General features: G+C 68.2%; 12 protein-coding genes. 7 read left to right on the forward strand and 5 right to left on the reverse strand.

The window, feature by feature from the left end; genetic code table 11:
• The first annotated feature begins 8 nt into the window (after window positions 1-8).
• Both IBJ82_RS24190 and IBJ82_RS24195 read left to right on the forward strand, forming a co-directional pair.
• The gene (locus IBJ82_RS24190; RefSeq protein WP_194828252.1) at window positions 9-1451 is read left to right on the forward strand and encodes a cytochrome ubiquinol oxidase subunit I; all 1443 of its coding nucleotides are present in this window, start codon (window positions 9-11) and stop codon (window positions 1449-1451) included.
• Window positions 1448-2458 carry a cytochrome d ubiquinol oxidase subunit II gene (locus IBJ82_RS24195; protein WP_194828253.1) on the forward strand — a complete coding sequence of 337 codons (1011 nt, stop codon included), beginning with the start codon at window positions 1448-1450 and terminating at the stop codon, window positions 2456-2458. The genes IBJ82_RS24190 and IBJ82_RS24195 overlap by 4 nt, the downstream gene beginning before the upstream one ends.
• Window positions 2459-2464: 6 nt before the next feature.
• Here the strand turns inward: IBJ82_RS24195 and IBJ82_RS24200 are convergent, their stop codons facing one another.
• From IBJ82_RS24200 to IBJ82_RS24220, 5 genes are all read right to left on the reverse strand, one after another.
• Window positions 2465-4252 (reverse strand): FAD-binding dehydrogenase, encoded by a 1788-nt coding sequence (locus tag IBJ82_RS24200; RefSeq protein WP_194828254.1) that lies wholly within the window; start codon window positions 4250-4252, stop codon window positions 2465-2467.
• A 198-nt stretch (window positions 4253-4450) separates the two neighbouring features.
• Entirely contained in the window at window positions 4451-5323 is an 873-nt protein-coding gene (locus IBJ82_RS24205) for a heme ABC transporter ATP-binding protein (RefSeq protein WP_194828255.1), read from the reverse strand.
• Window positions 5320-6441: an iron ABC transporter permease gene (locus IBJ82_RS24210; RefSeq protein WP_194828256.1), complete on the reverse strand. Its 1122-nt coding sequence runs from the start codon at window positions 6439-6441 to the stop codon at window positions 5320-5322. Before IBJ82_RS24210 ends, IBJ82_RS24205 begins: the two co-directional genes overlap by 4 nt.
• Window positions 6438-7451 (reverse strand): hemin ABC transporter substrate-binding protein, encoded by a 1014-nt coding sequence (locus IBJ82_RS24215; RefSeq protein WP_194828257.1) that lies wholly within the window; start codon window positions 7449-7451, stop codon window positions 6438-6440. The genes IBJ82_RS24210 and IBJ82_RS24215 overlap by 4 nt, the downstream gene beginning before the upstream one ends.
• Window positions 7452-7468: 17 nt before the next feature.
• On the reverse strand, window positions 7469-8446 hold the full coding sequence (locus IBJ82_RS24220; RefSeq protein WP_194828444.1) for an aldo/keto reductase: 978 nt from the start codon (window positions 8444-8446) through the stop codon (window positions 7469-7471).
• A gap of 229 nt (window positions 8447-8675) precedes the next feature.
• Here IBJ82_RS24220 and IBJ82_RS24225 point away from each other — a divergent pair, with 229 nt between their 5' ends.
• From IBJ82_RS24225 to IBJ82_RS24245, 5 genes are read left to right on the forward strand one after another with little or no spacing between them, the layout of a single operon-like run.
• Window positions 8676-9617, forward strand: coding sequence for an undecaprenyl-diphosphate phosphatase (locus IBJ82_RS24225; protein ID WP_194828258.1), 942 nt, complete (start codon window positions 8676-8678; stop codon window positions 9615-9617).
• A 32-nt stretch (window positions 9618-9649) separates the two neighbouring features.
• The gene (locus tag IBJ82_RS24230; protein ID WP_194828259.1) at window positions 9650-10366 is read left to right on the forward strand and encodes a histidine phosphatase family protein; all 717 of its coding nucleotides are present in this window, start codon (window positions 9650-9652) and stop codon (window positions 10364-10366) included.
• Window positions 10367-10415: 49 nt separating this feature from the next.
• Entirely contained in the window at window positions 10416-11003 is a 588-nt protein-coding gene (locus IBJ82_RS24235) for a DUF3090 domain-containing protein (protein ID WP_194828260.1), read from the forward strand.
• 7 nt (window positions 11004-11010) lie between these two features.
• Complete coding sequence (locus tag IBJ82_RS24240; protein ID WP_194828261.1) at window positions 11011-11808, forward strand: SCO1664 family protein; 798 nt, start codon at window positions 11011-11013, stop codon at window positions 11806-11808.
• A gap of 52 nt (window positions 11809-11860) precedes the next feature.
• Complete coding sequence (locus tag IBJ82_RS24245; protein ID WP_194828262.1) at window positions 11861-12412, forward strand: dihydrofolate reductase family protein; 552 nt, start codon at window positions 11861-11863, stop codon at window positions 12410-12412.
• Window positions 12413-12431 lie beyond the last annotated feature (19 nt).

Raw genomic sequence — 12431 nt, forward strand, 5'->3', positions numbered from 1 at the left:
GTGGTGGCATGAACACCGCATTGGTGTTGTTGTCGATGCCGGAGGTGAATCCGGTGCCATGGGCGCGTTCGCAGATGGCGTTCACGCTGGCGTTCCACATCATCCTGGTTCCGTTGGGTGTGGCGTGGGGATTCATGACATTGATCGCGAACTACAGAGCTGTGAAGCACGACGACGCCGACGCGTTGCTGCTCGCTCAACGCTGGTCGAAATACATGGCCGTCACCTTCGCCGTCGGCGCGGTCACCGGCACGGTGCTGAGCTTCGAATTCGGTTTGCTCTGGCCGCGTTTCATGGGCAAGTGGGGCGAGGCGTTCGGGGTGCCGTTCGCCTTCGAGGGGTTGTTCTTCTTCACCGAAGCGATCTTTCTGACCATCTACATCTATGGGTGGCGGCGTCTGAAACCGTGGACCCATTTCTTCACCGGCATTCCGATCGTGCTGGCCGGCATCCTCGGCAGCGCGTCCGTCATCGCCGCGAACGCGTGGATGAACGCACCGTCGGGATTCACACTCGACTCGTCGGGCGCCGTCGTCGAGGTCGACCCGCTCGGTGTCATCTTCAACAAGTCGATGCCGCTGCAGTCGGCGCACATGATCCTCGCCGCGTACGTCGTCGGCGGCTTCCTCGTCGCATCGGTCTATGCGGTGGGCATGCTGCGGGGCCGACGAGACCGCTACCACCGCATGGGATTCCTGATCGCGTTCACGGTCGCGTGCGCCGCGATCGTCCCGCAGATGGCAGTCGGGGACTCACTTGCCCGGTGGGTGTACAACAATCAGCCCGCGAAGTTCGCCGCCATCGAACTCGTCCCCACCACCAGCAGCGACGTGCCAGAGACCCTGCTCGGCCACCTCAACGAGGACGGCACCGTGGAAGGCGGGATACCGATACCCGGCCTGGCGTCGTGGCTGTCGGACCCGTCCTCCGGCAAGGCCACCGTCGTGCAGGGCCTGGACAGTTTCCCGGAAGCCGATCGCGTGACGGTCTCCCAGGCGAACATCGTGCACCTGTCCTGGGACATCATGGTCGGACTCGGCACGCTGCTCTTCCTGATCGCCGTCTGGTACGCCGCCTCCTGGGTGTTTCGGCGCGACATGCCGCGCAGCCGATGGTTTCTGCGAGTCGCCGCCTGCTGCGGTGTGCTGTCGGTGATCACCATGGAAGCCGGGTGGATCGTCACCGAGGTCGGGCGGCAACCCTGGATCGTCTACAACTACATGAAGGTCGAAGACGCGGCGACCGGCAACACCGGCGTGTGGATCACCTTCATCGCGGTGTTCGTGCTCTATATCGGCCTTGGCGTGACGACGATCCTGGTGCTGCGCGGAATGAGCAGACGATTCCGCGACAGCGAGGCGCGCGACGGACCCGTCGGTTTCGCGGAGGACGACGTGCCCTACGGGCCCAACCCGCAGGACGCCGTGCCGGCGAAAGGGCCGATCGAATGACCGATGCGGTGGCGGTTGTCCTGTTCGCCGCGATCACGGCGTACGCCCTGTTCGCGGGCGCGGACTTCGGTGCCGGATTCTGGGACCTGGTCGCCGGTGGTGCGATCCGCGGCGAGCGGCCACGGGCCACGATCGACCGGGCGATCGGACCGGTGTGGGAGGCCAACCATGTGTGGCTGATCTTCTGTTTCGTGGTGCTGTGGACCGCGTTCCCGACCGTGTACGCGTCGATCACCCTGACCCTGTTCGTGCCGCTGACCCTCGCCGCGCTCGGCATCGTGGCGCGCGGATCGAGCTTCGCCTTCCGTAAGGCCGTGCTGCGCACGCGAGACCAGCGCCGGTTCGGCGCGGCGTTCGCCTTGTCCTCGGTGCTCGTGCCCTTCTGCTTCGGGGCCGTGGTCGGGGCGATCGTCGGCGAACGGGTACCGCCCGGCGGCAAGGCCGGGGATCCCGTCTCGAGTTGGATCAACCCGATCTCGATTCTCGGCGGGGTGCTCGCCGTCGTCGTCTTCGCCTGGCTGGCGGCCGTGCGTCTGACCTGCGACGCGCATCGCCTCGGCGACGAGGAGATGACGACATACTTCCGCCGCCGCGCACTCGGATCGGCGGTGGTGGCCGGAATCGTCGCCGCGGCAGCCATTCCGGTTCTCGCCCACTCGGCGGATCACCTGTTCGACGGACTCACCTCTCGTGCGCTGCCGCTTGTGATCGTGTCCGTGGTGGCCGGCACGGCGTCACTGGTACTCGTCTACCGCCGCGACGACCGGTTCGGGCGCGCGACCTCGGCCGTCACCCTCATCGCCCTGATTCTTGCCTGGGGCGTCGCGCAATGGCCCTATCTCTTGCCCGAGACCACCACCGTGGACGAGGCGGCCGCGCCCAGCGGGACATTGGCGGCGTTGCTGGTCGCCACCGTGGCGTTGGTGGTGATCGTCATCCCGGCGTTGATCTTGCTGTACATCCTCGACCAGAGGAATCTGCTCCCCGAGGAAGGCGCCGATGGTTGAGGCGGATCAAGCGCTTTCCTGGGCGGCCGCACGGCCGGTTTGCCTGCCGGAGAACAGGCAGCCGCCGAGGAAGGTGCCTTCCAGCGCGCGATAGCCGTGGACACCGCCGCCACCGAAGCCCGCGACCTCGCCCGCGGCGTAGAGCCCGGTGATGGGGTTGCCGGTGGCGTCGAGGACGCGGCCGGAGAGATCGGTTTGCAAGCCGCCGAGGGTTTTTCGGGTGAGGATGTTCATCCGGATCGCGATGAGGGGGCCCGCTGCGGGGTCGAGAATTCGATGCAGCGAGGTGGTGCGGACCAGGGCATCGCCGATATAGGCCAGCGAATTTCGGATGCCGATGATCTGGGGGTCGGTGCTGTTCGGGTTGTCGACCTGCTGGTCGCGCAGGGAGATCTGCGCGTGCAGATCGTCGAAGTCGATCAGGTTCGAGCCGGTGAGCCGGTTCATGCCCGCGACGAGCTCTGGTAGTGCGTCGGCGGTCACGAAGTCCGGGCCGTGGTCGATGAAGGCTTTGGTCGGCAGGGGTGTGCTGTTGGTCAGGCGGCTGAGGAGGTAGCCGGGGATGTCTTTGCGGGTGAGTTCGGGATTCTGTTCGGATCCGGAGAGCACGAACTCTTTGTCGATGATCCTTTTGTTCAACACGAACCAGGAGTAGTCGTAGCCCGATCGCATGATCAGTTCCAGCGTGCCGAGTGTGTCGTAGCTCGGGATACCGGGGGAGGGGAAGCGGCGGCCGGTGGCGTCGAACCACATCGAGGAGGGTGAGGCGAGCACGCGAATGCCGTGGTCGGGCCAGATGGGCGTGTGGTTGACGAGCCCTTCGGTGTAGTGCCACATCCGATCACGGTTGACCAGCCGGGCGCCGGCCGCTTCGCTGATCGCGAGCATGCGGCCGTCGACGTGGGCGGGTACGCCGGTGATCATGCGGGCGGGCGGTGCGCCCAGGCGGGGCGGCCAGTTGCGGCGGACGAGATCGTGGTTGGCGCCGATGCCGCCGGAGGTGACGATCACCATCGGGGCGTGCAGCTCGAACTCGCCGACCTTGGTGCGCGAACTCGGTGTGCCGCGGGCCGCGTCGCTGGGTTCGAGCACGCTGCCGTGGACGCCGGTGACGGCGTTGCCGGTGGTGACGAGGCCGTCGACCTGATGGCGGAACCGGAACGAGACCGCGCCGCGCGACTGCGCGTCGCGCACGAGTTTCTCGAACGGTTCCATGACACCGGGACCGGTCCCCAGGGTCAGATGGAAACGCGGGACCGAATTGCCCGGTCCGCCCGGACTCCTATCGCCGCGCTCGGCCCACCCCACATAAGGCACCCAACGCATCCCTAGCCCGGCCAGCCACGATTGCTTCTCCCCGGCCGCGAACTGCAGGTAGGCATCGGCCCAGCGTGTGCCCCAGTAGTCTTCGCCGAGCGGGTCGTCGGGCCCGCGGTCGAAACCGGCGGTGTCGAACCAGTCGCGTCGCGCCAATTCGAGCGAATCGCGGACCCCGGCGATTCGCTGCTCGAGGGAGTCGATGAAGAACAACCCGCCCAGCGACCAGAACGCCTGACCGCCGAGACCGGTCTCGGGCTCTTGATCCAGGAGCAGTACGCGCCGACCGGCGGCGACCAGTTCCGACGTCGCCACCAGCCCGGCGAGTCCGGCACCGACGACGATGACGTCGGCGTCGTCCGCCGGTCCGGCGGACGCGCGGCCCAGGCTCAGTGCGCTCAGCGTGGTGGCCGCGGCGGCAGTTGCCAGCAGTCGGCGGCGGCTCAGGCCGGTCAAGCTCTGCTGTGCAGGCGGCATGTCAATTCCTCTGCGGGACAATAGAATTCGTAGCAGCCCGAGTAATTGGTCGAGCGGGATGGCGCCGCGGCCGATTGTAGGAGACACGCCGCTGCCTTTGTCGCCCCACGGCTCGCGATTGTGGAAGGTCACTGTCGCTACCGAGTTCGCTTGTCGACCAAGCACGAACCGCCCTCGGTCGGGTCGCCGGTGGGTGCGTCAGTTGCGGTCGGGCAGGACGAGTTGGGCGCCGGTGGTCGGGTGATCGAAGACGTCGACGGGGTGCTGGTAGACGGTGGTGAGTAGTTCGCGGGTGAGGATCTCGCGGGGGCGGCCGTCGGCGGCGACGCGGCCCGCGTCCAGGACGGTGACGCGGTCGGCGTAGGCGGCGGCCACGCCGAGGTCGTGGACGACGACGACCACGGCGGCGCCTTCGGCGGCCCGACTGGCGGCCAGGCGAAGGACGGCTTCCTGGTGGCCGAGGTCGAGGGCGGCGGTCGGTTCGTCCAGCAACAGGGTGGCGGTGTCTTGGGCCAGGACGCGAGCCAGGGCTACGCGGGCGCGCTCGCCGCCCGACAGCGACGGGAAGATGCGCGTAGCGAGGTGGGTGACATCGGTCGCGGCCAGCGCCGCGGCGACGAGTGCGTCGTCGTTGTCGGCGGCAGGGGTGTGCAACCACGGGGCACGGCCCATGGCGACGACCTCGCGGGCGGTGAAAGGGAATCCTACGGCGTGAGATTGGGGCAGGACCGCGCGGCGGCGGGCCATGTCGGCCGGTGTCCAATGCGAGAGCGCGTGGCCTTCGAGCTTCACGGTCCCCGCACTGGGTTCGAGTTCCCCGGCGAGTGCGGCGAGCAGGCTGGACTTGCCCGCACCGTTCGGACCGACGAGCGCGACGATTTCTCCTGCCGCGACCTGGAAGTCGACAGCCTCGAGGACGGTACGCGTGCCGCGACGGACGGTGAGCCCGCCGGCACGCAGGGTGACGGTGCCGAGTTCGGGGCGCGCGGGCACGTCGGGGGTTCGGGCGAACAGCGAACGCCACGATGCCCGGCGGTGCAGTGCGCTGTCGGCGGTGTCGATCTCGGTCATCCCCAGCCTCCTGCTCGGGCGCGGGTGCGGCGCAGCAGCCAGAAGAAGAACGGGCCGCCGATCAGGGAGGTGAGCATGCCCAGTGGCAGGTCGGCGTTGTGGACCAGCGTGCGGGCCACGACGTCGGCACCGAGCAGCATCACCGCGCCCACGATCGCGCTGAGCGGCACGAGCACCCGGTGGCCGGGGCCGACCATCATGCGTACCAGGTGCGGCACGATCAACCCCACGAACAAGATAATGCCGCTGAACGCCACACCCGCCGCGGTGAGCACGGCGACTACCACGATCACGTGCCTGCGCAGCCGTTCCACGTCGACGCCGAGGTGGCGGGCCGCGGAATCGCCGAGTGCGAGCAGATCCAGGCGGGGTGCGATGAGGATCGCGGCCAGGATGCCGACCGACGCCAGCACCGCCACGACCGCCACCGACTGCCAGGTGGCGCCGTTGAGGCTGCCGAGCTGCCAGAACACGATCTGATCCCGCGCGGCGGGGCTGGCGACGAACAACAGCAGCGCGATCAACCCGCCGGCGAAGGCGTTGATCGCGACACCGGTGAGGATCAAGGTCACCACCTCGGTGCGCCCACCCGACCTCGACAGCACGTAGACCAGCGCGGTGGTGATCAATCCCGCGACGAAGGCCGCGGCCGCGATCGACCACGAGGCGACGAACACGCCGCCGACCACGATGACGGTGCCCGCCCCGACCGCGGCACCCGCCGACACCCCGATCACGCCGGGTTCGGCGAGCGGATTGGCGAACACCCCCTGTAGCAGGGCACCCGCTGTCGCCAGCGAAGCTCCGACCAGGATGGCCAGGGCCACCCGTGGGAACCGCACCTCCCACAGCGTCACCTCACCGGCCGGGTGGGCGGGCATCGGCCCGATATCGAGGCCGATCCGGTGTGCCACACTGCCCAGCACCTCGGCGGCCGTCGTGGGGACCTGTCCGAGCACCGCCGACACCACGGCCAGCACGATCAGGGCGAGCAGCGCGACAGCGAACACGACTGTCACGCGCGTGCCCCGGTGTGTTGTGGGCGGCAGGGGATCGGGGGTGGCGTCGGTGATCCGCGGGGCGTCCGTGGACTTGGTCAGGTCGGGCGCATCGCTCATGCCGATTTGCCGTAGACGGCATCGGACAGCGCCGAGACGACGCGGCCGGTGTTGGGGCCGAAGCTCAGGATCACCGCATCGGACATGTCGACCACGCGCCGGTTGCGGCCCGCCGGGGTCTGGGCGATGCCGGGCACCTTCTCCAGCCCGTCGATGCCACCCACCGATTTCAGCCCGTCCGACATCACCAGCAGCACATCGGGGGCGGCGGCGATCATCGCCTCGCTGGTGATGGACACGAACGGCTCGTGCACCCCGGAGGCGGTGCCCGCGTCGACGCCACCGATCGCGGTGATCAGCGAATCGGCTCCCGAGCCGCGGCCCGCCATCATGGTGATCGCGGAGCTGCGCAGGTAGAGGAAGGCGATCGTGGGCTGCGGATCCTGCTTCGGCACGCGAGCTGTCGCGACAGCGATCTCGTCGGCGGTGCGCGCGCCGAGTTGCTTGCCCGCCTCGGGCACACCCAGCGCGGTGGCCACCGCCTCGATCTGCGGGACGACACCGGCCATGCTGCGATCGGGATCGAAGTAGACAACGGTCACCCCGGCGGCCCGCAACTGCTCACGTACGGCGGGGGCGGCGCTGGTCGTATCGGTGAGGAACACCGACGGGCGCAGGTTCAGGACCGCTTCGATGCTGAGGCTGCCGTTGCCGCCTGCCACATTGGGCACGGCCGCGATGGCGGGGAACGAGGCGGAGGTGCTGCGGCCGACGAGGTTCGCGCCGAGACCCAGTGCCCACACGGTTTGGGCGAGGGTGCCGTACCGGTCGACGGCGATGATGCGCGAGGTATCGGCGATCGTCACGTCGCTGCCGTCATAGGACTTCACCGTCACCGGCAACCGCGGCGTCGGTGCGGGCCCGATCGGGACGGGGTCCAGGTCAGCGAGCTGAGCCGTCACCGGTCCACCGGAATTGGCAGTCGATGCAGGATTGCTCGCGGTGCAAGCGACGGCGCCGGTCAGCACCGTCGCCGCGAGCATCGCCGTCAGCACACCACGCAGTTTCATGTAGGTAAGGCTAGCCATCATTCGGAACGGGCGCTCACATCGTCCAATGCCGCCGCGATCGCGCGCGGCAACTCCAGGGTTTCGGCGGCCAGCACTCCGGTGAGCTGACCGATGTCGCGGGCACCCACGATCATGCTCGTGATGCCGGGGCGATCACGGATCCAGGCCAGCGCCACCGCCAACGGCGACGTACCCAGCCCGTCGGCGGCGGTGACCAGCGCGTCGACCACTCGGGTCGCGCGATCGTCGTCGAGCCTGCGCCGGATCTCGGCCGCGGTCGCCTCGTCAGCACCCCGCGAATCCGCGGGAACACCGTCGCGATACTTGCCGGTCAGGATCCCACCGGCCAACGGCGCCGACGCGATGACGCCGACCCCGTGGTGGCGGGCGGCGGGAATCACATCGTTCTCGGTACCGCGCGCGAGCAGCGAGTACGGCGTCTGCGCGGCCGTGATCGGCGCGATCGCGGCCAGACTGGCCACCTGCCACGCCGCGAACCCGCGCACACCCGCGTACCGGGTGCGGCCGGTCCGCACCGCGGTGTCGAGGGTGGCCGCGACCTCGTCGAGCGGCGTGTACGGATCCCAGGCGGCGATGCTCCAGATGTCGAGATGGTCGGTGCCCAGTTCGAGCAGGGTTCGGTCGAGTTGTTTGAGCAGGGTGCGCCGCGACGAGTCGACCACGGGGCCCACCGCCGCGGGCGCGGGCACCGAGTCGCCGACCCCGGCGCCGGGTGCGTGCATCACCACACCCGCACTGCCACTGAGGACCAATTCGTCACGCGAGACCAAGTCGCCGAGCAGATCCGCCAGGATCCGCTGCGCCGCCCCCTCGCCGTAGACGGGCGAGATGTCGACGAGCGTGCCACCGGCCTCGGTGAACGCCGCCAACTGCACCGATGCCTCGTCGGCATCGGTATGTGTCCCCCAGGTATGGGTCGCCAACCCGATTCGCGACACCCGAAGTCCGCTGCGTCCCACCGTTCGCTGTTCCATCACCGCGCCCGCGCATTCGTCACGGCGACAGCCTAATGTGCGCACCGCCGCTACCTCACTCGGCGACCCGTGCCGCGGCGCGGCAGAACCCGATCTCGGCGACCGGCGGGCGGCGACCGTGGGAGCCGACAGGTAGGGTCGCTGCGAGATCGTGGCCCGTTATGGCCGGATATGAAGCAAAAGCCCAGGAGGACGCGGTCTTTCGGGCGCGAGTCAGCAGGAGGACGTGTTGGGCGAGTCGATGACCTGGTTCCAGGCATTGGTACTCGGATTGGTGCAGGGACTCACCGAGTTCCTGCCGATCTCGTCCTCGGCGCACCTGCGCATCGTGTCGGGCGTGTTCTTCGGCGACGACGCGGGCGCGTCGTTCACCGCGGTCACTCAGCTCGGCACCGAGGCAGCGGTGCTGGTGTACTTCGCCAAGGACATCCAGCGCATCCTCGTCGCCTGGTTCACCACGATCGGGATGCGGTGGCGCGAACGGTCCCAACGCGAGGTCGCGGTGGGAGACCGGGTCACCACGAAGCTGCCGGTGATGGACCGCAGTGCCCGCGACGCCCACGAACGCGACACCCAGCGTGAACTCGACTACCGCATCGGCTGGTACGTGATCATCGCCACCATCCCGATCGGGGTATTGGGTTTCCTGTTCAAGGACGAGATCCGCACCGGGGCGCGCAATCTGTGGCTGGTGTCGTTCATGCTGGTCGCGTTCGCGCTGGTGATCGCCGCGGGTGAGCATTTCGGCAGCAAGGCTCGGTCGCTGAGCCAGCTCACGACCAAAGACGGCATCGTGATGGGTCTCGCGCAGTGTCTGGCGTTGGTCCCCGGCGTCTCCCGCTCCGGCGCCACCTCGACCGCGGGTCTGTTCCTCGGCCTCGAGCGTGAAGCGGCCGTGCGGTTCTCGTTCCTGCTGGCCATCCCCGCGGTGACCGCATCGGGCCTGTTCAGCCTGCCCGACGCGTTCGAACCGGCCGGTGAGGGCCTCAATGCCAGTGGGTCGCAGCTGCTGGTCGCCACCATCCTGGCGTTCATCGTCGGCTATGCCTCGGTGGCGTGGCTGTTGAAGTTCGTCGGCAAGCATTCGTTCTATTGGTTCGTCGGTTACCGGATCATCCTCGGCGTCACGATGCTGGGCCTGCTGGCCACCGGCGTCGTCTCCGCGACCTGATCCCGAGATCGACCCATGGTTAGGCTGGTCCCATGACGGTGATCCTGCTCCGGCACGGTGTGTCGACCTCCAACACCGCGCGCACCCTCGCGGGGCGCTCACCCGGCGTCGAACTCACCGAGCGCGGCACCGAACAGGCCGCCGCGGTGGCCGACCGGCTCGCGATGCTGCCGATCGAACACATCGCCAGCTCACCGCTGCTGCGCTGTCAGCGCACCGTGGCGCCGCTGGCCGAGAAACTCGGTCTCGAAGCCGAGCACGACGAACGGCTCATCGAGGTCGACTACGGCGACTGGACCGGGCGCCCGATCGCCGAACTGGTCACCGAACCGCTGTGGCGGGTCGTGCAGGGTCACGCCTCGGGAGCGGTGTTCCCCGGCGGGGAAGGCCTGGCCCAGGTCCAGCAGCGTGCGGTCGCCGCGATCCGCGATATCGAACGCACACTGGCCGAGAAGGCGGGCCGGGATGTGCTGTGGGTGGCGTGCGCGCACGGCGACGTCATCAAGTCGATCCTGGCCGACGCACTCGGCCTGCATCTGGACAGCTTTCAGCGGATCGCGGTAGAGCCGGCCTCGATCAGCGTTGTCCGCTACGGCACGCACGGGCCGTCGGTGTGGAAGTTCAACGACACCGGCGCCGATCTTTCCGCGCTGGCCGCGGCCGCACCGACGACACCCACTCCCGGTGGAGAGGTGCCGACGGCCGCGAACGCGGATAATGGGAATGCGGGGCACCGCGATTCTCCTTAGAGGAGTGTGTTCGTGAGTGTCGATCAGGGTCACGTATCAGGAGGTGCATGTGTCACGCGCAATCCATGTATTTCGCACCCCCGATCGTTTCGTCGCCGGGACCGTCGGTGAACCGGGCGATCGTTCGTTCTACTTGCAGGCCGTGCAGGATCCGTTGGTGGTGAGTGTGCTGCTCGAGAAGCAGCAGGTGAAGGTGCTCGCCGACCGGATGGGTCTGCTGCTGGACGAGGTAGCGCGCCGCTTCGGCGCCGAGGTGCCACCCGAAGGTGAGGATGTGCGCGATGTCGCGCCGCTGGTCACCCCCATCGACACCGAATTCCGGGTCGGCACCATGGGTCTGGGCTGGGATTCCGACGCCAACGCCGTGGTGGTCGAGTTGCTCGCGATCACCGAGACCGAGGTCGACGAATCGGTGGTGCTCGACGACACCGATGAAGGACCCGACGCGGTGCGCGTGTTCCTGACCCCCATCCAAGCGCGGGAGTTCGCGTTGCGGTCGGCGCGGGTGATCGCGGCAGGGCGCCCACCGTGCCCGCTGTGCGGGGAACCGCTGTCCTCGCGCGGGCACATGTGTGTGCGCACCAACGGGTACAAGCGCGGCGAGATCTTCGGCGCCGCCGAACTCGAAGAGGAGTGATCTCGGCGTGCCGGTGCTCACCGAAGGGGATCTCGACATCGTCGGCCGGATCGGCGTAGCCAGCAATCTCACGCTGGTCTGTGAGATCGCCGCACCCGAACCCGACGGTGCCCCGCTGCGGGTGGTGTACAAGCCGGTACGCGGTGAACGACCGCTGTGGGACTTCCCCGACGGCACCCTGGCCGGGCGCGAAGTCGCGTCGTATCTGATCTCCGAACACCTCGGCTGGGGTGTGATCCCCGAAACGGTGCTGCGCGACGGGCCTTTGGGGCCGGGCATGGTGCAACGCTGGGTCACCTCGGTCGACAACCGCACCGACGCCCGTCAGCGCCTGGACCTGGTCGATTTGTGTACGCCGGGAGCCGTGCCCGAGGGATTCTGCGAAGTACTGCGCGCCCTCGACGAGCAGGGCAACGAGGTCTCACTCATCCACGCCGATGATCCGCGCCTGCAACGGATGGCGGTGCTGGATCTGTTGCTCAACAACGCCGATCGCAAAGGCGGGCACGCGCTGGAAGGGATCGACGGTCAGGTCTACGGCGTCGACCACGGCATCTGCCTGCACACCGAACCGAAGCTGCGCACCGTGCTGTGGGGTTGGGCGGGGCGCCCGGTGCACGAGTCGCTGATCACCGATATCTCCACCTTCGCCGCGAATCTGCCTGGCGCCGTCGCTGATTCGCTGGCCGTCCACATCACCGACGCCGAGATCACCGCGCTCACCGAACGCGCGAAAGCCCTCCTCGAACACCCGGTGATGCCGGTGCCCAACTCCTCGCGACCGATTCCCTGGCCCGCTTTCTGACAGCATGTCCGCACACCGGTGAGTTTCGAGCGCGTAGGAGGTCTACCCGGTCATGAGGAAACTGATCTACGGATTCGGCGTATCCCTGGACGGCTACGTCAACGACCGCGAGGGCCGCATCGACTGGACCGACCCGGACGACGAGCTGCACCAGTTCCACAACGACAGGTTCGGCGGGCTCGAAGTCGCGGTGAACGGTCGTCGACTGTATGAGCTGATGGCCGAGTACTGGCCGCACGTGCCCGAGGACGCACCGCGCATCCAACGCGAGTTCGGCGAGCTCTGGACGGCTAAGCCCAAGGTCGTCGTCTCCCGGACACTCACCGAGGTCGAGTGGAACAGCACCCTGGTCAGCGCGAACGCGGTCGAGGAGGTCCGCAGGCTCAAGGCAGGCGGTGACGGCGTCATGGAGGTCGGTGGCGCGAGCCTGGCGGCCTCGCTGATGCCACACGGGCTCATCGACGAGTATCAGGTGTTCGTCTCGCCCGTGGTGCTCGGCGGCGGCACACCGATGTTTCCGTTGCTGGACAAGCGCATCAGGCTCCGACTGGCCGAGACCAGGCGCTTCGAGACTGCGGTGCTGCTGCGCTACCTCGTCGACTGAGCCGGCGCCCTCGCTGAGG

The organism is Nocardia sp. XZ_19_231, from assembly GCF_015355705.1.
In the GTDB taxonomy this organism is placed as follows: domain Bacteria; phylum Actinomycetota; class Actinomycetes; order Mycobacteriales; family Mycobacteriaceae; genus Nocardia; species Nocardia salmonicida.

Coding starts and splice junctions, on each gene's coding strand:
- IBJ82_RS24205 (WP_194828255.1), bottom strand. CDS start 5,323: ATGACCGAGATCGACACCGCCGACAGCGCACTGCACCGCCGGGCATCG.
- IBJ82_RS24215 (WP_194828257.1), bottom strand. CDS start 7,451: ATGAAACTGCGTGGTGTGCTGACGGCGATGCTCGCGGCGACGGTGCTG.
- IBJ82_RS24245 (WP_194828262.1), top strand. CDS start 11,861: ATGAGGAAACTGATCTACGGATTCGGCGTATCCCTGGACGGCTACGTC.
- IBJ82_RS24195 (WP_194828253.1), top strand. CDS start 1,448: ATGACCGATGCGGTGGCGGTTGTCCTGTTCGCCGCGATCACGGCGTAC.
- IBJ82_RS24190 (WP_194828252.1), top strand. CDS start 9: ATGAACACCGCATTGGTGTTGTTGTCGATGCCGGAGGTGAATCCGGTG.
- IBJ82_RS24230 (WP_194828259.1), top strand. CDS start 9,650: ATGACGGTGATCCTGCTCCGGCACGGTGTGTCGACCTCCAACACCGCG.
- IBJ82_RS24200 (WP_194828254.1), bottom strand. CDS start 4,252: ATGCCGCCTGCACAGCAGAGCTTGACCGGCCTGAGCCGCCGCCGACTG.
- IBJ82_RS24220 (WP_194828444.1), bottom strand. CDS start 8,446: ATGGAACAGCGAACGGTGGGACGCAGCGGACTTCGGGTGTCGCGAATC.
- IBJ82_RS24210 (WP_194828256.1), bottom strand. CDS start 6,441: ATGAGCGATGCGCCCGACCTGACCAAGTCCACGGACGCCCCGCGGATC.